18 protein-coding genes are annotated in these 23,965 nt (G+C 61.0%); all 18 read left to right on the forward strand.

Annotation, left to right across the window (positions count from 1 at the left end):
• Positions 1-209: 209 nt before the first annotated feature.
• Complete coding sequence (locus tag ACVVH8_RS08040; RefSeq protein WP_103305337.1) at positions 210-950, forward strand: flagellar basal body rod protein FlgF; 741 nt, start codon at positions 210-212, stop codon at positions 948-950.
• 45 nt (positions 951-995) lie between these two features.
• Positions 996-1,781 (forward strand): flagellar basal-body rod protein FlgG, encoded by a 786-nt coding sequence (gene flgG / locus ACVVH8_RS08045; protein WP_103305338.1) that lies wholly within the window; start codon positions 996-998, stop codon positions 1,779-1,781.
• A 52-nt stretch (positions 1,782-1,833) separates the two neighbouring features.
• On the forward strand, positions 1,834-2,529 hold the full coding sequence (flgH, locus tag ACVVH8_RS08050) for a flagellar basal body L-ring protein FlgH (RefSeq protein ID WP_213027923.1): 696 nt from the start codon (positions 1,834-1,836) through the stop codon (positions 2,527-2,529).
• 27 nt (positions 2,530-2,556) lie between these two features.
• Entirely contained in the window at positions 2,557-3,645 is a 1,089-nt protein-coding gene (locus tag ACVVH8_RS08055) for a flagellar basal body P-ring protein FlgI (RefSeq protein ID WP_103305340.1), read from the forward strand.
• Between the two features lie 11 nt (positions 3,646-3,656).
• Positions 3,657-4,949, forward strand: coding sequence for a flagellar assembly peptidoglycan hydrolase FlgJ (flgJ, locus tag ACVVH8_RS08060; RefSeq protein ID WP_213027924.1), 1,293 nt, complete (start codon positions 3,657-3,659; stop codon positions 4,947-4,949).
• Between the two features lie 24 nt (positions 4,950-4,973).
• Complete coding sequence (flgK, locus tag ACVVH8_RS08065; RefSeq protein ID WP_103305342.1) at positions 4,974-7,019, forward strand: flagellar hook-associated protein FlgK; 2,046 nt, start codon at positions 4,974-4,976, stop codon at positions 7,017-7,019.
• A 13-nt stretch (positions 7,020-7,032) separates the two neighbouring features.
• Positions 7,033-8,601 (forward strand): flagellar hook-associated protein 3, encoded by a 1,569-nt coding sequence (locus ACVVH8_RS08070; protein WP_103305343.1) that lies wholly within the window; start codon positions 7,033-7,035, stop codon positions 8,599-8,601.
• Between the two features lie 108 nt (positions 8,602-8,709).
• Positions 8,710-12,303, forward strand: coding sequence for a glycosyltransferase (locus tag ACVVH8_RS08075; RefSeq protein WP_475229411.1), 3,594 nt, complete (start codon positions 8,710-8,712; stop codon positions 12,301-12,303).
• A gap of 322 nt (positions 12,304-12,625) precedes the next feature.
• The gene (gene rfbF, locus ACVVH8_RS08080; protein WP_103305345.1) at positions 12,626-13,399 is read left to right on the forward strand and encodes a glucose-1-phosphate cytidylyltransferase; all 774 of its coding nucleotides are present in this window, start codon (positions 12,626-12,628) and stop codon (positions 13,397-13,399) included.
• Positions 13,381-14,463 carry a CDP-glucose 4,6-dehydratase gene (rfbG, locus tag ACVVH8_RS08085; protein ID WP_213027930.1) on the forward strand — a complete coding sequence of 361 codons (1,083 nt, stop codon included), beginning with the start codon at positions 13,381-13,383 and terminating at the stop codon, positions 14,461-14,463. The genes rfbF and rfbG overlap by 19 nt, the downstream gene beginning before the upstream one ends.
• The gene (locus ACVVH8_RS08090; RefSeq protein WP_475229413.1) at positions 14,460-15,020 is read left to right on the forward strand and encodes a dTDP-4-dehydrorhamnose 3,5-epimerase family protein; all 561 of its coding nucleotides are present in this window, start codon (positions 14,460-14,462) and stop codon (positions 15,018-15,020) included. Before rfbG ends, ACVVH8_RS08090 begins: the two co-directional genes overlap by 4 nt.
• Complete coding sequence (locus ACVVH8_RS08095; RefSeq protein ID WP_213027932.1) at positions 15,017-16,243, forward strand: class I SAM-dependent methyltransferase; 1,227 nt, start codon at positions 15,017-15,019, stop codon at positions 16,241-16,243. The genes ACVVH8_RS08090 and ACVVH8_RS08095 overlap by 4 nt, the downstream gene beginning before the upstream one ends.
• Entirely contained in the window at positions 16,240-17,361 is a 1,122-nt protein-coding gene (locus ACVVH8_RS08100; protein WP_103305349.1) for a DegT/DnrJ/EryC1/StrS family aminotransferase, read from the forward strand. The genes ACVVH8_RS08095 and ACVVH8_RS08100 overlap by 4 nt, the downstream gene beginning before the upstream one ends.
• Complete coding sequence (locus ACVVH8_RS08105; RefSeq protein WP_475229416.1) at positions 17,358-18,023, forward strand: acetyltransferase; 666 nt, start codon at positions 17,358-17,360, stop codon at positions 18,021-18,023. Before ACVVH8_RS08100 ends, ACVVH8_RS08105 begins: the two co-directional genes overlap by 4 nt.
• Before the next feature lie 29 nt (positions 18,024-18,052).
• Positions 18,053-18,781: a cephalosporin hydroxylase family protein gene (locus ACVVH8_RS08110; protein ID WP_213027934.1), complete on the forward strand. Its 729-nt coding sequence runs from the start codon at positions 18,053-18,055 to the stop codon at positions 18,779-18,781.
• A 49-nt stretch (positions 18,782-18,830) separates the two neighbouring features.
• Complete coding sequence (locus ACVVH8_RS08115) at positions 18,831-21,755, forward strand: TIGR00180 family glycosyltransferase (protein ID WP_475229419.1); 2,925 nt, start codon at positions 18,831-18,833, stop codon at positions 21,753-21,755.
• Between the two features lie 30 nt (positions 21,756-21,785).
• Positions 21,786-22,787: a UDP-N-acetylglucosamine 4,6-dehydratase (inverting) gene (gene pseB, locus ACVVH8_RS08120; RefSeq protein WP_103305353.1), complete on the forward strand. Its 1,002-nt coding sequence runs from the start codon at positions 21,786-21,788 to the stop codon at positions 22,785-22,787.
• A complete protein-coding gene (pseC, locus tag ACVVH8_RS08125) occupies positions 22,784-23,941 on the forward strand; it encodes a UDP-4-amino-4,6-dideoxy-N-acetyl-beta-L-altrosamine transaminase (RefSeq protein ID WP_475229422.1) in 1,158 nt (385 codons plus the stop codon). Before pseB ends, pseC begins: the two co-directional genes overlap by 4 nt.
• Positions 23,942-23,965 lie beyond the last annotated feature (24 nt).

Here is a 23,965-nt window from a genome sequence, read left to right on the forward strand (position 1 = left end):
TATTCGCCCAGCCCGAGATCGGGATTGCCGCCTAGCGGCATGACACCGCCGGTTTTTCGACTTCGATACATTTCCCCGATCCCCGCAAAATCCCCCAAGTCCTTTGTTTACCGGGTCGCGAGCCGCCAGAAAAAAGTTGGTCTGCAAATTGCTTATGGCTCAGCAGTACAGCGGTGGGCGGCAAACGTCCGGCATGCAGAGGAAAGAGTGTGGACAAGTACCTTTATGTGGCAATGACCGGCGCCAGCCAGAACGCGCTGGCGCAGAAGGCTCATGCCAACAACCTGGCGAACATCTCCACCAACGGTTTTCAGCGCGACCTGGAGCAGGCGCGTTCGATGCCGGTGTTCGGTGACAGCTTTCCGGCGCGCGCGTTTGCCATGAGCGAACGGCCCGCCACTGATTTCACTCCCGGCTCGCTGGTACAGACCGGGCGTGACCTCGACGTCGCGGTGACCGGCAACGGCTTCATCGCCGTGCAGAACCCCAACGGCGGCGAAAGCTACGTGCGCACCGGCAGCCTCAATATCGACGCCCTCGGCGTGTTGCGTGCCGGCAACGGCATGCCGGTGATGGGCAATGGCGGTCCGATCGCCGTGCCGCCCGAGCAGCAGGTCGAAGTCGGTGAAGACGGCACCATCAGTATTCGTGCGATGGGCGAAGGCCCGCGCGTCATGGCGGAAGTCGACCGGATCAAACTGGTCAACCCGGACATCAAGAACATGAACAAGGGCCTCGACGGCTCGATCTACACCAAGGACGGCCAGCCTGCGCCGGCCGATGCCAACGTCAAACTGGTGTCGGGTTTCCTGGAATCGAGCAACGTCAATGCCGTGGAAGAGATGACCTCGGTGCTGGCTCTGGCCAAGCAGTTCGAGTTGCACGTCAAGATGATGAACACCGCCAAAGACGACGACCAGGCCATGGCTCGGGTCTTGCAGATCAGCTAATTATCAGAACGTCGCGCCGTAAAACAGGCGCACGAGGAGAATCGAATGCTTCCGGCTCTATGGGTTGCCAAAACTGGTCTGTCCGCTCAGGACACCAACCTGACCACCATTTCCAACAACCTGGCGAACGTCTCGACCACGGGTTTCAAACGTGACCGCGCCGAGTTCCAGGACCTGCTGTATCAGATCAAACGTCAGCCAGGCGCCCAGTCGACCCAGGACAGCGAACTGCCGTCGGGTCTGCAAGTGGGTACTGGTGTGCGCATCGTCGGCACGCAGAAAAACTTCACCGCCGGCAGCCTGCAAACCACCGAGCAGCCGCTGGACATGGCCATCGACGGTCGCGGTTTCTTCCAGATCCTGCAACCGGACGGCACCACGTCCTACACCCGTGACGGTACTTTCCACCTCGACTCCAACGGCCAGATCGTCAACGCCAGCGGTTTCGCTCTGGAACCGGCCATCGTCATTCCGAACGATGCCCAGACCTTCACTGTGGGTCGCGACGGCACCGTGTCGATCTCCGTTGCCGGCAACCCTGCCGCCCAGGTGATCGGCAACCTGCAAACCGCCGACTTCATCAACCCGGCCGGTCTGCAAGCCGTGGGTAACAACCTGTTCCTCGAAACCGCTGCTTCCGGTGCGCCGCAAGTCGGTACTCCGGGCCTGAACGGTTTCGGCACCACGCTGCAGAACACCCTGGAAACCTCCAACGTCAGCACCGTTGAAGAGATGGTCAACATGATCACCACTCAGCGCGCTTACGAGATGAACTCCAAGGTGATTTCCACCGCCGACCAGATGCTCTCGTTCGTAACGCAGAATCTGTAATCAAGTCTATGAGGCGGCCATGAGGTCGCCTGCAACACCGTGAGGTAGGGTCATGAATCGCTTCGTATCTGTTCTGGCATTGAGTGGAGTCGTCTCGCTCGCGGGCTGCGTCGCTCCGACGCCCAAGCCCAATGACCCTTACTACGCCCCGGTGTTGCCGCGCACGCCGTTGCCGGCTGCGGCCAATAACGGCTCGATCTATCAGGCCGGGTTCGAACAGAACCTGTACAGCGACCGCAAGGCGTTCCGGGTCGGTGACATCATCACCATCACCCTGAACGAGAAGACCCAGGCGAGCAAAAACGCCAACTCGCAAGTGGCCAAGAACAGCAAGACCGGCATCGGCCTGACTTCGTTGTTCGGCGGCAGCGCGGTGACCAACAACCCGTTGGGTGGCAATGACCTGAGCCTGGACGTCGGCTACAGCGGCGACCGTGCGACCAAGGGTGACAGCAAGGCCGCGCAGGGCAACACCCTGACCGGTTCGATCACTGTGACCGTGGCTGACGTATTGCCCAACGGCATCATCGCCGTGCGCGGCGAGAAGTGGATGACCCTCAACACCGGTGATGAGCTGGTGCGCATTGCCGGTCTGGTGCGCGCGGATGACATCGCCACCGACAATACCGTGTCGTCGACCCGTGTCGCCGATGCACGCATCACCTACTCGGGCACCGGTTCGTTCGCCGATGCGAGTCAGCCAGGCTGGTTCGACCGTTTCTTCCTCAGCCCGCTGTTCCCTTTCTAGGTGGCTACGTTGAATTTCAAGAGCCTCATGCTGGCCGCCGTTATGTTGTCGGCGGCCTTCAATGCACAAGCCGAGCGGCTGAAAGATATCGCCAGCATTTCCGGCGTGCGCTCCAACCAGTTGATCGGTTACGGCCTGGTGGTCGGGCTTAACGGCACCGGTGACCAGACGACGCAAACTCCGTTCACCCTGCAGACCTTCAACAACATGCTCTCGCAGTTCGGCATCAAAGTACCGCCGGGCTCGGGCAACGTGCAGTTGAAAAACGTCGCGGCGGTGTCGGTGAGTGCCGATCTGCCGGCGTTCGCCAAACCGGGTCAGCAGGTCGATATCACCGTTTCCTCGATCGGTAACTCCAAGAGCCTGCGCGGCGGCACCCTGTTGCTGACCCCGCTCAAGGGTATCGACGGCAACGTCTACGCCATCGCTCAGGGCAACCTGGTGGTCGGCGGTTTCGATGCCGAGGGTCGTGACGGTTCGAAGATCACCGTTAACGTGCCGTCGGCCGGTCGTATCCCTGGCGGTGCCTCGGTGGAGCGTTCGGTGCCGAGCGGTTTCAACCAGGGCAACAGCCTGACGCTGAACCTCAACCGTTCCGACTTCACCACGGCCAAGCGCATCGTCGACAAGATCAACGACATGCTCGGTCCTGGCGTCGCGCAAGCCATCGACGGCGGATCGATCCGTGTGACTGCGCCGCTCGATCCGAGCCAGCGCGTCGACTATCTGTCGATCCTCGAAAACCTCGAAGTCGATCCGGGGCAGGCGGTGGCGAAAGTCATCATCAACTCGCGGACCGGCACCATTGTCATCGGCCAGAACGTGAAAGTGTCGCCGGCCGCCGTGACCCACGGCAGCCTGACCGTGACCATCACCGAAGACCCGATCGTCAGTCAGCCGGGCCCGTTGTCCAACGGCCAGACTGCGGTTGTGCCGCGCTCGCGGGTGAATGCCGAGCAGGAAGCCAAGCCGATGTTCAAGTTCGGCCCTGGCACCACACTCGACGAGATCGTCCGTGCGGTGAACCAGGTCGGCGCAGCACCGGGTGACCTGATGGCGATTCTTGAAGCATTGAAGCAGGCCGGCGCGTTGCAAGCCGACCTGATTGTGATCTGAGGCCGACCATCATGGATATGCGCAAGAGCGGTCTGGTCAGCAGCAGCGATTCGGGTTCTTACTCTGACCTCAATCGTCTGAACCAGCTCAAGGTTGGCGACAAGGACAGCGATGCGAACATGCGCAAGGTGGCGCAGGAGTTCGAATCGCTGTTTCTCGGCGAGATGCTCAAGTCGATGCGTTCGGCCACCGAAGCGCTGGGCCAGGACAATCCGCTGAACACGCCGGCGGCCAAGCAGTATCAGGAAATGTACGACCAGCAACTGGCCGTTTCCATGTCTCGCGAGGGCGGTGGTATCGGTCTGGCTGACGTGCTGATGCGGCAGATGTCGAAGAACAAGCCGATGGCGCCGGGCGAGGCAGCCGCAGCCTCCGCCGCCAAACAGGAAGAGGCCAAGGCCAAGGCGCTGGCCGTGGCCACGCCGGTTGCCGCAGGCACCGTCGCCACCAACGGCCCGTTGTCGCGCCTCAATGGCGAGCGCCCGTTGTGGGCGTCGCGCTCGGTCAATGCACCGAACACGCAACTGGCGCACCGCAACGACATGGAAATGATCAACCAGCGTCGACTGGCCTTGCCGCCGAAACTCGCCGATCGTTTGCTCGCAGGTCTGGTGCCGTCCGCGATGCCGACAGCCGCCAGCCAATTGCCGCAACGCGCCACGACGGCCGCCACCACTGGCGCCGGTCCGCTGTACAACGGCGACTGGCTGGCCCGCGCCGAGTCGGACAAGGCGGCTGGTGGGCAGATGCAGATTTACGGCCGGGCGATGGCGCAGATTCCGCTGGCGCCCGCGAAGAAAGCCTTCAGCTCCGCCGACGAATTCGTCAACACCATGTTGCCGATGGCCAAGGAAGCCGCCGCGCGTATCGGCGTCGATCCGCGTTACCTGGTGGCGCAGGCCGCGCTGGAAACCGGCTGGGGCAAATCGGTCATGCGCGCGCAGGATGGCAGCAGCAGCCACAACCTGTTCGGCATCAAGGCCAGCAGTAACTGGAAGGGCGATTCGGCCCGGGCAATCACCAGCGAGTTCCGCAATGGCGCGATGGTCAAGGAGACGGCCGAGTTCCGTTCCTACGCCTCGTACAAGGACAGTTTCCACGATCTGGTGACTTTGCTGCAGAGCAACAATCGCTATCAAGATGTCGTGAAGTCTGCCGATAACCCAGAACAGTTTGTACGCGAGTTGCAAAAGGCCGGTTACGCAACCGACCCGAACTACGCGACGAAGATTTCGCAGATAGCCAAGCAGATGAACAGTTTTGAAAACTACGCTGCGGCGGGCGTTTCCACCACGCCTTTATAAGGCACAAGGTATAAGGTCTGAACCATGAGTTTGCTCAATATCGGGATGTCGGGGCTGTCGGCTAGCCAGTCCTCTCTGGCTACGACAGGCAACAACATTGCCAACGTCGATACCGCCGGTTATTCACGCCAGCAAACCGTGCAAGGCACCAAGGCCTCGCAGCAAGTCGGCAACGTTTTCATCGGCACGGGGACCACCCTGGCCGACGTGCGCCGGGTCTACAACTCGTACCTGGAAACCCAGTTGCACACGGCGACCTCGCTCAACAGCGAAGCAGCGTCGTATCTGGCGCAAGCCAAGCCACTGGACGGCACGCTGTCGGACGTCAACACCGGCCTGACCGGTGTGCTGCAAAAATTCTTCACCTCGATGCAGAGCGTATCGACCTCGGCCACCGATGACACTTCCCGTCAAACGGTGCTGACCGGCGCACAGGCACTGACTGGCCGTTTCAACTCCATCGCCAAGCAGTTGAACGACCAGAACACCACCATCAACGGCAACCTGACCGACATGACGGCCCAGGTGAACAAGCTGGCCAACTCGATTGCCGGCCTGAACCAGAAGATCGGTGAGATTTCTACCAGTGGCGGTCAGCCGAACGATCTGCTCGACAGCCGTAACGAAGCCGTACGCCAGTTGTCCGAACTGACCGGCGCGCAGGTCGTTGAGCGTGGCACCAGTTTCGACGTGTATATCGGCACCGGCCAGCCGCTGGTGATCGGCAACACCACCAACACCCTGAGCACCGTTGCGAGCAAGGATGACCCGACGCGCATGGCGATCCAGATGGATCGCGGTTCGAGCGTCATCGATATCACCTCGGCGATGAGCGGTGGTGAAATCGGTGGTCTGCTGACCTATCGCAAAGAAGTCCTCGATCCGTCGCTGAACGAACTGGGGCGCGTGGCCCTGGTTATCGCCGATCAGATCAACAGCCAGCAAGCCCAGGGCATCGACAAGAACGGTGACTTCGGCGCGGCGATTTTCAACAACATCAACAGTGCGGCGCTGATCAGTCAGCGCAGTATCGCGCAGTCGGGCAACAGCGCAGGCTCGGGCAACCTTGACGTCACCATCAAGGACACCGGCAAGCTGACCACCAGCGATTATCAGGTCACGTTCACCAGCGCTACTGACTACACCGTCAAGCGCTCGGACGGCACCGCCATGGGCGCCTTCAGCACGACGACCAATCCGCCACCGGTGATCGACGGTTTCACGCTGGCACTCAAGGGCGGCGCGTTGAGCGCGGGCGACACCTTCAAGGTGACCCCGACCCGTAACGCCGCAGCGAGCATTCAGACCGTACTCACCGATCCGAAGAAAATCGCTGCAGCCGGTCCATTGACCGGTGTGGCCAGCGCTGCCGGTTTGGGCACCTACACCCAGCCGACGCTCAGCGACAGCATCAACATCTACAACCCGACTGCTCAGGCCGATATGCAGGCGGCGTTGAAGAATTCGACACCGGTAAAACTGGTGTTCGGCGATCCGAGCGGCGGCAGTCAGTCTTACAAGTTCGTCGACGCCAAGGGCGGAACCATCAGCTCCGGCACAATCGTTCCGGGGCAGGCCAACACCCTGAACCTGAAAGTAGGCATCGTCGATGCCAGCGGCAACCCGGTGCTGGACACGAGCGTCACGCCTAACGTGCAGAAAACCTTCACCGTGCAAACCACGGTTGGCGGTACGCCGAAACCGGGCGAAACCTTCACCATGAACCTGACCGGTGCGGCGTCTTCGGATAACCGCAACGCCCAGGCGCTGGTCGGCCTGCAAACCAAGCAGACCGTCGACACCGGCTCGGCGAGCAAGGGCATCAGCCTGACCGACGCCTACAACAAACTGGTGACCAATGTCGGCACCAAGACCGCGCAAGGCATCTCCGACGGTGAAGCCACCTCGGCAATCCTGAAGCAGGCCGCCGACTCGCGCGATTCGTTGTCCGGGGTCAACCTGGATGAAGAAACCGGCAACCTGGTCAAATACCAGCAGTACTACACAGCGTCTTCGCAGATCATCAAAGCTGCGCAGGAAACTTTCGCCACGCTGATCAACAGCCTTTAAGGAGTCGTAATTCATGCGCATTTCCACCGCTCAGTATTACGGAACGCAAGCTTCGGATTATCAGCGTAACTTCAATAAGGCGCTGGCCACTGCCAGCGAGGCGAGCAGCCTGCAACGCATCAACACCGCAGCCGATGATCCGGTGGGCGCCGGTCGCTTGCTGCAACTGGGTCAGCAGGCAGCGATGCTGGATCAGTACAAGACCAACGTCGACACCACCACAAATTCGTTGAATGTGCAGGAGTCCACGCTGGATTCCATCACCACCGCACTGGCGCGTGCCAAGGAACTCGCCCTGGCCGCCAACACCGGCACGCGCACCGACAAGGATCGCCAGGCTTACGCTTCGGAACTGAGTCAGATCCAGCAACAAGTGCTGGGCTTGATGAACTCCAAGGATGCCAACGGCAACTACATGTTCTCCGGTTCGAAGACCGATACCGCGCCGTACTCGCAGAATGCCGACGGCACTTACACCTACAACGGTGACCAGACCACGATCAACCTGGGCATCGGCGACGGTATGACGGTCGGCACCAACACCACCGGTTGGGATGCCTTTCAGCAGACCATCAACACCGGCCGCACCAGCACCAACATGACGGCTCCTGCAGTGGATGACGGCCGTGTCGTGCTGTCCAGCGGTACCGTTGGCAATGTTGCCACCTACAACTCCAAGTTCTCTGGTGGTCAGCCGTACACCGTCAGCTTCGTCAGCAGCACCCAACTGCAAATCACCGATGCGCTGGGTAACGACGTGACGGCCGAAGCCAGCCAGAACGGCGCGATCGTCAACACCACCGGCACCAACCAGTCGGTCAGTTTCCGTGGCGTCGACCTGAAGCTGAACATCAACCTGAAAGCGGGGGACACCAACCCGGACGCGGTCATTGCCGGGCACAGCTTCCAGCTGTCGACCCAGCCTGACTCGTTCACCACCGCGCGCAGCCCGGGTAACCCGTCTACTGCGGTGATTACCGGTTCGACCATCACCGACCAGTCGGCCTATACAAACGCCTTCCCGCAAGGCGGCGCGGTGCTCAAGTTCACCAGCGCCACGGCGTTCGATCTGTATGCGGCGCCAGTCACTGCGGACAGCAAACCCGTGTCGTCCGGCACCGTGGCTGGCGGCAACGCGACCGCTGCGGGCGTGACTTTCGCGCTGGGCAACACTCCGGCCGCTGGCGATCAGTTCTCGATCCAGCCGAACAATCACCAGACCCAGAACGTGCTCGACACGCTGGGCCAGATGATTACGGCATTGAATACGCCGATCGACGGTGATGATGTTGCCAAGCAGAAGTTTCAGGGTGTCATGGAGTCGGGTCTCGGCAACATCGACGCCGCTACCAACCAGATTGGCGCTTCTGTCACCACCATTGGTGCCCGTGGCCAAGCGCTGGAAATGCAAACCGCGACTAACCTGAGCCTGAGTACGGCGAACACCACGACCCAAGGCTCGATCCGCGATTCCGATCCGGCCGAAGTCATGACCCGTCTGACCTTGCAGCAGACCATGCTGCAGGCCGCGCAACTGGCGTTCAGCAAGATCAGCCAGTTGGGACTGTTCAACAAGATCTGATGATTAACGGGCGCGTGAGCGCCCGTTCGCTCTATCCCCAAGTAATGTTTTTTAGCGGTTTCAAGGGCTCGCTGTACCCGGCGGGCTTTTGCCGCCTGTGAGCCCGCCGTGAAGTCACTCCCTCTCGTCAGCCTTGTCATTCCCGCCTTCAATCCACGCTTTTTCGAGCGAGCTTTGCGTAGCGCTGTCGGCCAAGGTTATGGCCATCTGGAGATCATCGTTTGCGATGACAGTCGTGGCGTCGAGATCGAAAACATCGTCTCGACTGTCGGCGAGGAGACCGGCGTCGCCGTCCGTTATGTACGCAACCCGCGCACGTTGGGTCTGGTCGGCAACCTGAAAGCTTGCCTGGATCAGGCGCAGGGCGAGTTCATCAAGTTTCTGTGTGACGATGATTTGCTCTATTCCGCCTGTATCGAGCAGCAGGCGCACGAGATGCACCGTGCCGAGGTCAGCCTGGTGCTGGCGCAGCGACTGCTCTGGGACGCGAACGACATCATCCTGCCTGCGCGTCTGGAAAACACCTCGCTGTCGCCGGTCAGTGGCCTGTTCAAGGGCGACGATCTGCTGGCGATATTTGAAAAATTCCCGGTCAACGTTCTGGGCGGATTCAGCAACGCGCTGTTTCGCCGCGCGGACGTCGTCGAGCTGCTGCCGGCACTGACCGAGGAGGGCAGTTGCTTCGTCGCGTCCCTGGATTTCGCCTTGTATATCTGCCTGCTGCGACGCGGCAATCTGGCGGTGTCCAACAACGTGTTGAGCGCCGAGCGTCTTTATCCGGAGCGGCTGAGCGCGCAGCAACCGATGAAGGATGCGATGGACGTCGAGCGCGAGTGGCTTTCGCAAATGCTCAAGGCCCGCAACGGTGAGTCGGCGCCTGCGCCAGGCTGGGTGCGTTATATCCCGCTGGCAAAGGCTGATGAGTCACCCAGGATTTGGGAAGAGCTGCCGTTGAGCCGTACCCTGGGCTCCAGGCAGAGCCGTCAGGAGTGTGGCGTCGGGGTTGACAGCCTGAGTTTCGGCGAACTCTACGCGCAATGGCTGGAATGCCGGGTGCTTACCGAAGGACAGCGCAAGTTGCTCCCGGAAACCATCGCCGCTTGGTCACACCAGCCACGGATCGTGCCGATCATCATCGACGGCAAAGGCAGTCGCGACGGTGTGGAACGCACGCTGGAGGCCCTCGCCAATCAGGATTACCCGGCGGAACTGGTGCTGGTCCTGTCCGCGTCCTGTTCCGAAGCGGAGCTGGATGGCCGCGTGTTTCGCCTGCCGCTACAAGACGACGGGCTGGAGCAGCTCAACACCTTGCTGCCGCAACTGAAAGGCGCCGACTGGTTCTACCTGCTGCAACCCGGTGATCGCCCGGTGGCCACGGCGTTGCTGATCATGGCTGACCGGATTGCCCATTCGCGGTCTTTCACATGCCTGTACAGCGACGAAGGCAGTCTGCGCAATGGCGAGTCGGCAGAACCTGCGTTCAAGCCGGACTTCAACCTCGACCTCATGCGCAGCTATCCCTACGTCGGGCGGGCTCTGGCGTTCAAGCGCGAGCGGGTTCTGGCGTTGGGAGGCCTTGCGCCTGACTTCGCACAACTGGCGCCTCACGATCTGCTGTGGCGCATGGTCGAGAGTGACGGCACTCAGGTGATCGGGCATATCGCTGAAGTGTTGCTCGAATCGAAATTCGATCTGTCCCAGTGGCTCACCGACCCGGGTGTCCTGGAGCAGAATCCGCGGGTGCTCGATGCGCATCTGCAGCGCCTGGGGATTGCCTACGAGACCCGGCGTGAGGGCAGCGAGCTGCTCAATCGGGTCGATTATCGCCATGCCCGCCGCCCGTTGGTGTCGGTGATCATCGTCGCTCAGGATCAGACGGCTGCCTTGCAGCGGTGTGTCGAAACGCTGCTGGAAAAGACCGCTTACACCGCCTACGAAATTCTCTTGGTCGACAGCGGCAGCGAAAGCGCCGAGGCCCAGGCCTGGCTCGACGGTATGGGGCAGTTGGGCGGTGAGCGGATTCGTGTGTTGCGCTACCCGCAAAAGAACAACCTCGCTGCCATTCACAACTTTGCCGTTGGTCAGGCGCGCGGCGAGTATGTGGTACTGCTCAATGCTTTTGCGGTGATCACTCAAGCCGACTGGCTCGACGAACTGCTCAATCATGCGCAGCGTCCCGAAGTCGGGGTGGTCGGCGCCAAGTTGTACGACCCGGACGGCGGTGTGCTGCATGCCGGCCTGATTCTCGGTTTGCAAGGGCCGGCCGGGCTGCCGTTCTTTGGTCAGCCGATGCAGTCGGAGGGCTATATGTTCCGGTTGCAGGCGGTGCAGGATCTGAGTGCCGTCGGCGGTGACTGCCTGATGGTGCGCAAGTCGGTCTTCGAGGAGGTTGCGGGGCTCGACGAACAGGACTTGAAGGTCGCGTACAACGTCGTGGATCTGTGCCTGCGTGTCGGCCGCGAAGGTTATCTGGTGGTGTGGAATCCGCATGCCAGGCTGGCTGTGGGCGCCCGCCCGATTATCGAGGCCACGCGCGAAGATCAGCAACAGCACGAGCGCGAGCAGGATACGTTTTATCAGCGCTGGTTACCGCAGATCGCCCGCGATCCGGCATACAACGTCAACCTCGCCCTGCATGGCGTCGGTGCCAGCAACTTCAGCCTCGAACCGGGTCTGCTGACCGGCTGGACTGCGTTTTCCAAGTCGCAGCTGCCCAATGTACTGTCGGTGCCGATCAATGCTTCTGCCATTGGTCATTACCGCATGAGCCAGCCGATGATCGAGCTGGTGGCGGCCAATCGGGTCGAAGGGCGCATCTGCTACGGCTTGCCGTCGATCGTTGAAATCGAGCGTCAGGCCCCCGACGTGATCGTGCTGCAAGGGCGCTACTCGGAGCACGCCATCGATGAAATCCCGCCACTGAAGAAGTACTTCAGTGCCCGGCGGATCTTCGAACTGGATGACTATGTGATTGACGTTCCCCATCGCAACGCGCACATCCGCAACATGCCGAGCAAGCAGGACATGGAGCGCATGGTACGCCGGGCGATCGGCCTGTGTGATCGGGTGGTCGTGTCGACTCAACCCTTGGCCAATGCGCTCTCGGACATGCATCACGACATTCGTGTGGTGCCGAACATGCTTGCCAAGGACCTCTGGAGCAACCTGCGCGGCCGCCGCCGCACCTCGAAGAAACCCCGTGTCGGCTGGGGCGGCGGCACCAGTCACCACGGTGATCTGGCGGTGATCGCGGATGTCGTGCGCGAACTGGCCAACGAAGTCGACTGGGTGTTTTTCGGCATGTGCCCGGATGACCTGCGGCCGTACATGCATGAATTCCATGGTGTGATCGGCCTGGACGTGTATCCGGCCAAACTGGCCAGCCTCAACCTGGATCTGGCCCTTGCACCGCTGGAGTTCCACATCTTCAACGACTGCAAGAGCAACCTGCGTCTGCTGGAGTACGGCGCCTGCGGCTACCCGGTGATCTGCACCGACACCGAGGCCTATCGCGGCTACCTGCCGTGCACGCGGATCAAGACCAACACCACCGATGAGTGGCTGCAGGCGATTCGCATGCACCTGGCCGATCCTGATGCCAGCTACCGCATGGGCGACGAGTTGCGTGAGGTGGTGCTGCGCGATTACGTGCTGCGTGGCGATAACCTGCGCTACTGGGAAAATGGCTGGCTGGCGGACTGATCGGTTCGCGCAATACCCTCCCCAAAAAACAGGCGACTTTCGAGTCGCCTGTTTTTTTTTCGTCTGCAACAAATGTGAAGGCGTTGGTTTGACGTTCGGGAAGGGACTGATCCGGTTTGCATGAACCGGATCAGGCCGTTTTTTTGCGCTCGCCGATTGGCTCTGCGAGCTGGCGCGTTTCCTGCAAGTCCCCCTTAAATCGCCATAAAACGAGCGCTCGCGGTCATTGCCCCTGCGCCCGGCACGGCAGAAAGGTTTAGCCAGAAGGCCGCGACGCGCAAGAAAGCGACGCGCAGCCCTGTGACGAGCGAGAGGGGAGAGGATGAAGGCAGTAATTTTGGCGGGTGGTCTGGGCACACGCATCAGTGAAGAGTCGCACCTCAAGCCCAAGCCGATGATCGAGATTGGCGGCAAGCCAATTCTCTGGCACATCATGAAGCAGTACTCCGCCCACGGGATTCACGATTTCGTGATTTGCCTGGGCTACAAGGGGTACGCGATCAAGGACTTCTTCGCCAACTACTTCCTGCACACCTCCGATGTGACCTTCGACATGCGTGAAAACCGCATGGATGTTCACCAGAATTACAGCGAACCATGGCGTGTGACGCTTATCGATACCGGTGAAGAGACCATGACCGGTGGCCGCCTGGGGCGAGCCGCGCGCTATCTGGAAAATGAGGAAGCCTTCTGCTTCACCTATGGCGACGGCGTTTCCGATTTGAACATCGGCGCGTTGGTTGATTTCCACCTGACCCACGGCAAACTGGCCACCGTTACCGCCGTACAACCGCCGGGACGCTACGGTGCGCTGGATCGCGAAGGTGATCGGGTCTTGGGTTTCACCGAGAAGCCACGCGGCGACGGTGGCTGGATCAACGGCGGCTTTTTCGTGTTGTCGCCCAAAGTCCTGCCGCTGATCGAAGGCGATTCGACGTCGTGGGAGTCGGGTCCGCTGGACGGTCTGGCCGCACGCGGTGAGTTGATGGCGTTCCAGCACGACGGTTTCTGGCAGCCCATGGACACCCTGCGCGACAAGAATCATCTCGAAGCGCTGTGGCAGAGCGGGGAGGCCCCATGGAAACAATGGGACTGAGCGCGGATTTCTGGCGCGGCAAACGTGTACTGGTCACCGGCCACACCGGTTTCAAAGGCAGTTGGCTGACCCTGTGGCTGCAAAGCCTCGGCGCGCAAGTCAGCGGCTTTGCCCTGGAGCCGTCGACCGAGCCGAGCCTGTTCGAACTGGCGCGCGTGCACGAAGGCATCAATGATCAGCGCGGTGATCTGCGCGATCTCGGCGCTCTGCTGGAAATCATCGCCGACACCGAGCCTGAGATCGTTCTGCATCTGGCTGCACAACCGTTGGTGCGCGAAGGCTATCGCGATCCGCTCGGTACCTACTCCAGCAACGTCATGGGCACGTTGAACCTGCTTGAAGCGATTCGTCAGGTCGGCTGCGTGCGCGCCTGCGTGCTGGTGACCACCGACAAGGTCTACGCCAACAAAGAGTGGCTATGGCCCTACCGCGAAGACGAAGCCCTCGGTGGTCACGATCCTTACAGCAGCAGCAAAGCCTGCTGCGAGTTGCTTGCACAATCCTATGCCGCGTCGTTCTTTCCGGCGGACAAGTACGCCGAACACGGTCTGGCCCTGGCCACCGCGCGCGCCGGCAACGTCTTGGGCGGCGGCGATTTTGCACCGGAGCGACTGATTCCCGACGTGCTCAAAGCCTGGACGGCCGACGAGCCGGTGACCCTGCGCTATCCGCAAGCCGTGCGCCCATGGCAGCACGCGCTGGAGCCGCTGGCCGGTTATCTGCAACTGGCCGCCGGCCTTTACGAAGAGGGCCCGGAGTACGCCGGTGCCTGGAACTTCGGCCCGGGCGAGGCGGACATGTGCAGCGTTGGCGAGGTGGTCGAATTGCTCGCCAGCCGCTGGCCGCAGGCGCGTGGCTTGCGCATCGAACCGAGTGAATTGCACGAGGCCGGCCTGCTGCGTCTGGACAGCAGTCGCGCACGCCAGGTGCTCGGCTGGCAACCACGCTGGACCTTGCAGCAATGTCTGACCCAGACCCTCGACTGGCACCTGGCGTGGCAGAACGGCGATGACATGCGCAACGTGACACTCGGCCAATTGAACCTGTACCGAGGCGCGCTGTGAGCGAGTTTTCCCTGAAGGCATTGCCGCTGGCCGGCCTGTTCAGCGTCCAGCACAAACGTTTCGAAGACCAGCGCGGGCACTTCGCCCGGCTGTTCTGCGAAGGCAGTCTGAGTGCGTTCGGCAGCGAATTCCATATCCGCCAGATCAACCATTCCTGCACCCGCGAGAAGGGCAGCGTGCGCGGTCTGCATTATCAGAATGCCAATGCGCCGGAAGCCAAACTGATCACCTGCCTGCGTGGTGAAGTGTGGGATGTGGCGGTCGATCTGCGCCCCGATTCCGCAACCTTTTTGCACTGGCACGCCGAGCATCTCAAGGCCGGTGACGGTCGCAGCCTGTTGATCTCGGCCGGCTTCGCCCACGGTTTCCAGACGCTCACCGACGACGCCGAATTGCTCTACCTGCACAGCGCCGATTACGCGCCGGAGCATGAGGGCGGTCTGTCGGTGAACGATCCACGGCTGGCGATTGCCTGGCCGTTGCCTGTCAATAATTTGTCAGCGCGTGATTCCAGCCATCCCGCGCTCGATCAACACTTTGCTGGAGTGCGTCTATGAACTGCCGTGGGTGCGCCGCACCGCTGAGCCTGCCGCTGATCGACCTCGGCACCTCGCCGCCGTCCAACGCCTACGTGCATGCCGATCGCCTGGATCAGGCTGAGCAATGGGTGCCGTTGAAGGTCGCCGTGTGTCAGCAATGCTGGCTGGTGCAGACCGAGGATTACACCCGCGCCGACAGCTTGTTCGATGCCGAGTACGCTTACTTCAGTTCGTTTTCCAGCACCTGGCTCGCGCATGCCGAGCGTTATGTGGCAGAGATGGTCGAGCGTTTTGGCCTGACTGCCGACAGCCGCGTGGTTGAAGTCGCCGCCAACGACGGTTATCTGCTGCAGTACGTGGCTGCTCGCGGCATTGCGTGTCTTGGCGTTGAGCCGACGCGCAGTACCGCACAGGCAGCACGCGAGAAGGGCCTGGAAATCCGCGAACTGTTCTTCGGTCGCGACACCGCCTCGCAGTTGCACAGCGAAGGCTGGGGCGCTGACCTGATGGCGGCCAACAACGTGCTCGCGCATGTGCCGGACATCAACGATTTCCTCGCTGGTTTCGCCACTTTGCTCAAACCGGCCGGCGTCGCCACCTTCGAATTTCCACAACTGCTGACGCTGATGGCTGGCGCGCAGTTCGACACGCTGTACCACGAACATTATTCCTACCTGTCGCTGACCGCCGTGCAAGCCCTGTGCGAGCGCAATGGCCTCGAAGTGTTCGACGTCAGCCAATTGAGCACCCACGGTGGATCGCTGCGGGTGTTCGTGCAGCGCAAGGATGGCGAACGTCGTCCGGTGCAGGCAGCAGTGCAGCAACAGTTGCAGGCGGAACTCGAGGCCGGGGTGAAAACCACCGAGTACTACGCGACCCTCGCGCCCGCCGCTGAACGCATCAAGCATGAACTGCTGCGCTTTTTGTTACAGGCCAAGGCCGACGGCAAGCGTGTGGTTGGCTACGGTGCGGCAGCCAAGGGCAATACCTTGCTCAACTACGCCGGGGTCAAACCGGACCTGCTCGCTTGGGTGGCGGATGCCAATCCGCACAAGCAGGGCAAGTTCCTGCCGGGCAGCCGTATCCCGATTGTCGCGCCTGAGCGTATTGCCCAGGAGCAGCCTGACTACATTCTGGTTTTGCCGTGGAACCTGTTGAGCGAAGTGACGCAGCAACTGTCGGCGGCCAAGGCATGGGGCGCACGCTTTGTCGTCGCCGTTCCGGAGTTGATCATCCAATGAGCAGAATCCATTACACCAAACCCAGCGTTGGCGAACTTGAAGCGCAGTATGCCCTGGACGCCGTGCAGAACGGTTGGGGCGCACGTTGCTACGAATACCTGACACGTTTTGAGCACGGCTTTGCCGAGCATCTGGGCGCAACCTACGCCATCGCCACCTCCAGTTGCACTGGCGCGCTGCACATGGGCATGGCAGCCCTGGGCGTTGGCGCTGGCGACGAAGTGATCCTGGCCAACACCAACTGGATTGCCTCGGCGGCGCCGATCACTTACCTCGGTGCTACGCCGGTGTTTGTCGATGTGCTGGCCGACAGCTGGTGCCTGGATCCGCAACGGGTCAGAAGCGCGATCACCCCGCGCACCAAGGCGATTCTGGCAGTGCACTTGTACGGCAATCTGTGTGACATGGACGCGCTGCTCGCCATCGGTCGCGAATTCGGCATCCCGGTGATCGAAGACGCGGCGGAAGCCATCGGCTCGCAATGGCGCGGCAAGGCCGCCGGCTCGCTGGGGGCTTTCGGCGCTTTTTCGTTTCATGGCACCAAGACCATGACCACCGGTGAAGGTGGCATGTTCGTCACCTCGGACAAAGCCTTGTATGAGCGGGTCCTGACCCTGTCCAACCATGGTCGTGTGGCCGGTTGCACCAAGCAGTTCTGGCCGGAGTTTGTCGGCTTCAAATACAAGATGAGTAACCTGCAAGCGGCTGTCGGCTGTGCTCAGGTCGAGCGCATCGACGAGTTGATCGAGCGCAAACGGGCGATTTTTGCCAACTACGCGCGAGCGCTCGAAGGTGTGCCGGGGGTGTCGCTCAATCCCGAGCCAGACCATGGCCGCAATGGCTACTGGATGCCGACCGTGGTGTTCGATGCCGACACCGGCATCCACCGCGAGCAAATGATCGCTGCCTTCCAGGCCGCCGACATCGACGCCCGGGTGTTTTTCTGGCCGCTGTCGTCGCTGCCGATGTTCAGCGAATACGTGGTCGATACGCCGCTGGCGTTCGCACTCCCTGAGCGCGCCTTCAACCTGCCGAGCTATCACGACATGACCGACGCCGATCAGCAGCGGGTGGTGCAAGTGGTGCTCGATCTGCTGGCGCGCAGGCACGCATTGTGAAGATGTATCTGCTGGGGGCGGCCAACCCGGAAGCGGTGCGCATGCTGCACGCCGTCAAGCGCAGCACGCCGAACATCGAATTCGCTTTTCTGGACAACGATCCGCGCAAGCACGGCACGCTGTTTCACGGGGTGCCGGTGCTCGGCGGGTCCGAACTCGTCGGCGAACTTAATGGCGAGGACGTGAGCTTCGTCAATCTGATCACCGGCAGTACCCGGTTACGCTACGAAACCACCTGCCAGTTGGTCGACGCCGGTGCGCGACTCGGCCAGTTCGTTCATCCGGGTATCGACCTGAGCATGATCCGCATGGGGCAGGGCAGTTACCTGCAGGAAGGCGTGCTGATGCAGGCCGAAGTGACACTGGGCGACAACACCAGCATCAGCGCAGGCAGTGTCGTGGGGCATGAAGGGCAGATCGGCCACTCGGTGTTCATGGCGCCGGGCGTGTGTATCGCAGGTTGCGTGGAAATCGGTGACGGGACCTTTATCGGCACCAACGCCACGATCCTGCCGCGCTTGCGCATCGGGCGCTGGGTGACCATCGGTGCCGGTGCGGTCGTGACCAGGGATGTTCCGGATTTTTCGGTCGTGGTGGGCAATCCCGCCAGGATCATCAAGACCAACGCAGTGCCTTACCCGGACGCCAGGGTGTTCAGGTAAGCCGTTTCCCGAATTTTTGGAGAGTTGTAATGAATCCGCATGAACAGTTTCGCGAAGAAGTAAAAGCCAACATCGAAGGCCTGCAGCAAGACAAGGCCTTGCAGACCGAGTCCCTGGACTGGGTCGGCACCACGGCCAGACACAAGTACACCTACAACTTCAGCTGGATGGGCCGGCCGATCATTCAGTTCCCGCAGGACATGGTTGCGATGCAGGAAATCATCTGGAACCTGCGTCCGGACGTGATCGTCGAGACGGGCATCGCCCACGGCGGTTCGCTGGTGTTCTATGCCTCGATTCTGGAACTGATCGGGCATGGCGAAGTGTTGGGCATCGACATTGATATCCGCGAGCACAATCGCGAAGCGATCGAAGCGCACCCGATGTTCAAACGCATCAGCATGATCCAGGGTTCGAGCATCGACACCGCGATCGTCGATCAGGTGCGCGAGCGTGTGCAGGGCAAAAAAGTCCTGGTGGTGCTGGACTCCAACCACACCCACGAGCACGTCCTCGAAGAGCTGCGCCTGTATGCACCACTGGTTTCGGTGGGCAGTTATTGCGTGGTCATGGACACCGTGGTCGAAGACATGCCGGCCGATGCTTTCCCGGATCGTCCGTGGGGCAAGGGTGACAACCCGAAAACCGCAGTGTGGGCTTACCTGGAAGAAAACCGCGATTTCGAGATCGATCAGTCGATTCACAGCAAATTGCTGATCACAGTCGCGCCGGATGGTTATCTGCGTCGCGTGCGTTAATCGACAAACAACGATGAGTTTTCGGCGACTCGCCGCGTGTGGGGAATATATGCAAGGCAAGAACACTTCTGAAACCGGTCTGGCACTCAACGAACAGTTGACCATTGTGCTGATCTCTCACGAACGCCCGGCGTTTCTGCGTAGAGCCATTCGCTTCTACAGCAGCCTGCCGTGCAGGATTCTGGTGCTGGATTCGTCGGCGGTGGCGCTGGCGGGCATCCCTGCCGAATTCACCAACGTGGATTATCAGCACTTGCCGCAGTTCGGCTACTGGGGCATTCGCGCCAAGCTCGCCTACGGTGTCGAGCAGTTGCAGACGCCTTACATGGTGTTCGCCGCCGACGATGATTTCCTTGTGCATGACGCCCTGCATGAAGCCGTGGCGTTCATGGAAGCCAACCCCGATTACAGCCTGTGCCATGGCTACAGCATGATGTATCTGGCGTTGGCCAACAGCGTCAATTACTACCGCCGCGACAAGAAAGTCTGCGAGGACTACTCGGCCGATCAGGCCGAGGATCGCCTGCTCGATTACATGCATCAGTACCTGCCGCCGTTCTATGCGGTGCAGCGTACGGCGATCTTGCGCGACTGGTACAACGCGATGCCGCAAGACACGATCTTCCAGTGGCAGGAAGTCGGTCACACCTATTACATGCTGGCTCGGGGCAAGGCGCGGATTCTGCCGATTCCTTATGTCGTGCGCGAAATCAACTACGAACAGTCTGATCACAACACCGAGATCTATCACTCTCTGGCCTATATGGACGCCAAGAGCGTGGCCGGACGTGAAGCGTTTGCCGAGTTCCTTGCCGGGCTGCCGACCCAGCTTGGGCACCAGGATCCACAGCAGGGCAAACAGTTTGTTCTGAAGAGTTTTGCCACGCTCGCCGAAAGCCTGCAGACCAACCGGGCACTCACCGCCGAGCTCATCTTCGAGTCGACATGGATCGATATCGAGGCCGGGCCACAGCGTCGCTTCGGTCCCAAGCAATACGTTGAAATGCCGTTCTACAACCAGGTGTTTTTCGATCAACTGACTCAATTCGAGTTTCTGTTGCACGCGATGCCGGCCGGACGCGTTCAGCTCAAGGAGCTGGAGGGTATCTGGGCTCGCCAGCAGAGCCTGATGCTGGCACGCAACAATGACACCCCGGAAAGCGTGCTCGACCGCTTGTGGCAGGCGCACGACCTTAACGTGTTCAATCGCACGGTGATCAAGCAACTGATCGCGCAATTGCAACCGCTGGACGAGGAAGACGACGCGCCAGTGCTGCGTGACTGGGTTGCGCGCCTGGACGCAGCGTTGCTCGAAGGGCATCAGCCTGTATTCGAGAAAATGCTGACCGGCCGCCTGCTCAAGTGGCTCGCTGCGCGTACGCCGGATACCGAACAGGCTGCGGCGATTGCCCGGCACCTGGCCGACAATGGCGGTGGTCCGCAGTTCGGCATTTTCCTGCTCGATCTGGACGACGACCTCGACAAGTTGCAGATCTCCCTGGACAGCTTGCTCGAAGGCCACAGCAAAGCCTTCAAGGTCGTGGTCTTCACCACGGGTGAGCCGCCAGCTGCAACCACTGCACAAAATACGCTGCACTTTGTGCGAGTGACCCAAAGCAACTTCGTCGACAAGCTCAACCAGAGCGTCAATCAATCGACCAGCGACTGGCTGCTGCTGGCGGAGGCGGGTGAAGAGTTCACGGCTGCCGGCCTGTTGCGTGCCAGCCTGGAATTGATGGCGGCGCCAGGTGTGCGTGCGGTGGCCACGGATGAAATCCAGCGCCAGGAAAATGGTGCGCTGGTAAATATGTTCCGCCCGGGCTTCAACCTGGATCTGCTGCAGAGCGTTCCGTCACTGATGGCGCGGCACTGGTTGATTCGTCGCGAAGTGCTGACTGAACTCGGTGGTTATCAGGTCGATTTCAGCAAGGCGCTGGAACTCGATGTGCTGCTGCGCATCATCGAGCAGGGCGGCCTCGACGGCCTGGCCCATCTCGACGAACCGTTGCTGATCACCCGCGCGCCGGAACTGGCAGAAAATGCTCACGAGCGGCAGGCGCTGCTGCGCCATTTGGGTAATCGCGGTTACAAGGCTCAGGTCACCTCGACGCAGCCTGGCACCTGGCAGATCGACTATCGCCATGCCGAGCGGCCGCTGGTCTCGGTGATCGTGCCTGCCGGCGACGATCTTGGCGCCTTGCAACGCTGCCTGGATGGCGTGCTGCTCAGAACCCGTTACACCCGCTATGAGCTGTTGATTGCGGTCAACCCGAACCAGTCGGCCGAGATCAATGACTGGTTGGGAACGCTGCGCAACGCCAAAGTGCAGGTGCTGCATGCAGATCGCCCGCTTGATCAAGTGGCGCTGTACAACGCGGCCAGCCAGCAGGCGCAGGGCGAATATCTGGTGCTGCTGGCCACCGACAGTGAAGTGGTCAACCCGAACTGGATCGAGTCGTTGCTCAATCACGCCCAGCGTCCTGAGGTCGGCATCGTCGGTGCCAAACTGGTGGACCGCGACGGCAAGATCTCCCAGGCAGGTTTGATTCTCGGGTTGAACGGCGGGGTGGCTTCGGCCTTCATCGGCGAGAAACACGCGAGCGAAGGTTACATGCAGCGCCTGGCGGTCGAGCAGAACTATTCGGCGGTGTCGAAGGTGTGCCTGATGGTGCGCAAAGAATTGTTCAACGCACTGGGTGGCCTGGACGAAGTGACCTTCGCCGACGGCTTCAGCGATGTTGATCTGTGTCTCAAGGCCGGGCAGGCCGGTTACCTCACGGTGTGGACGCCGCTGGTGCAGGTATTGCACACCGGCGAGTTGCCGCAAGCCCCTGACGCATTGTCTGCATTGCGTGAGAAGTGGAGCGCGGCCTTTGAACAGGATCCGGCGTACAACGCCAACCTGGCGCTGACCGGCAAAGGTTTTACCCTGGGTGAAAGTGCCCCGATCAATTGGGCGCAATTGCTCGGCTAAGGCTGGCGAACAGGACACAGGAATTCAGATATGTTCAACGGCAAATCAATCTTCATCTCCGGCGGCACCGGCTCGTTCGGGCGCAAATTCATCGCCCGTCTGCTGGAGCAATACCAGCCCAAGCGCGTGGTGGTGTTCTCCCGTGACGAGTTGAAGCAGTACGAAATGCAGCAGACGTTCAACGCACCGTGCATGCGCTATTTCATTGGTGATGTGCGCGATGCCGAGCGTTTGCGTCAGGCCATGCGCGGCATCGACTACGTGGTACATGCCGCTGCGTTGAAGCAAGTGCCGGCGGCGGAATACAACCCGACCGAATGCATCCGCACCAACGTCAATGGCGCGGAGAACATCATTGCCGCCGCCATCGACAACGGCGTGAAAAAGGTTGTGGCGTTGTCTACCGACAAAGCGGCCAGCCCGATCAACCTGTACGGTGCGACCAAGTTGCTCTCGGACAAATTGTTCGTCGCCGCCAACAACATTGCCGGCGAGCAGGAAACCCGTTTTGCCGTTGTGCGCTATGGCAATGTGGCCGGCTCGCGGGGTTCGGTGGTGCCGTTCTTCAGCAAGCTGATCGCCGACGGCGCAGAGCATTTGCCGATCACTGACGAGCGCATGACGCGGTTCTGGATCACCCTCGACCACGGCGTGCAGTTCGTGCTCGACAGCTTCGCGCGGATGCACGGTGGTGAAGTGTTCGTGCCGAAGATCCCGTCGATCCGCATCGTCGATCTGGCGCACGGCATGGCTGAACATCTGCCGCACAAGAACGTCGGCATTCGTCCCGGCGAAAAACTCCATGAGTTGATGGTGCCGCTGGACGATGCACGGATGACCCTTGAGTTTGCGGATCACTACACCATCCAGCCATCGATTCGCTTTACCAGTGTCGATGTCGATTTTGCCGTCGACAAACTCGGCGAACGGGGTCATGCCGTGAGCGAAGATTTCGAATATCGCTCCGACACCAATCCGCATTTCCTCTCGGTCGGGCAGATCGCCGACCTGCACGCGAAGCTCTCGGCATGATCCCCTACGGTCGGCAAAGCCTCGATCAGGCAGACATCGATGCCGTCGTCGAAGTGCTGCAGTCGGACTGGCTGACCCAGGGGCCGAGCATCGAGCGTTTCGAGCAGGCCATGGCCGAGCGTTGCCAGGCCGATTACGCCGTCGCGGTGAGCAACGCCACGGCGGCTCTGCACATTGCCTGCCTGGCGGCTGGCCTGGGGCCGGGTGATCGGTTGTGGACGACGCCGAACACCTTTCTCGCGTCGGCCAATTGTGGGCGGTACTGCGGGGCTGAAGTTGATTTCGTCGACATCGATCCACTGACCTGGAACCTCGACGCTGTCGCCCTCCAGGCGAAGCTCGAGCAGGCCGAGCACGACGGCACATTACCGAAAGTCCTGATCGCGGTGGCGTTCTCCGGGCAGAGCTGCGATATGCGCAAGATTGCCGAACTGGCCGTGCGCTACAACTTCACCGTGATCGAGGATGCCTCGCACGCGGTGGGCGCCAGCTACGCCGGGCGTCCGGTGGGTTGCGGTGAATTTGCGGCGATGACCGTATTCAGTTTTCACCCGGTGAAGATCATCACCTCGGGTGAGGGCGGCATGGTGCTGACCAATCGTGCGCAGCTGGCCGAGCGCTTGCAGCGTCTGCGCAGCCACGGCATGACCCGTGATCCGCAGCAGATGACCGAGCCCAGCCACGGTCCCTGGTATTACCAGCAGATCGAGCTGGGTTTCAATTACCGGATCACCGATTTGCAGGCTGCGCTGGGCCTGTCGCAACTGGCCAAGCTGGACGACTTCATCGCGCGTCGTCGTGAACTGGCGGCGCGCTATGAGCGTTTGCTGGCCTATCTGCCGCTGACTTTGCCCAGTGCGCAGCCGGAGGCGGAGTCGGCGTGGCATCTGTACGTGGTGCGACTGCAGACCGAGCGCGTCGGCCTGACGCATCGGCAGGTATTCGAAGGTTTGCGTGCAGCCGGTATCGGAGTGAATCTTCACTATATTCCCGTGCATTTGCAGCCGTACTATCGCGACCTGGGTTTTGCCGAGGGCGACTTCCCCGAAGCCGAGCGTTATTACGCCGAGGCGATCAGCCTGCCGCTGTATCCGTTGCTCAGCGAGGAACAGCAGGACCATGTGATCGAGCAGTTACGTCGGCTGACCGAATAAATCCCGCTGCGGCGGTGGATGGGG

It is taken from the genome of Pseudomonas trutticola BRTCR10 (genome assembly GCF_056155105.1).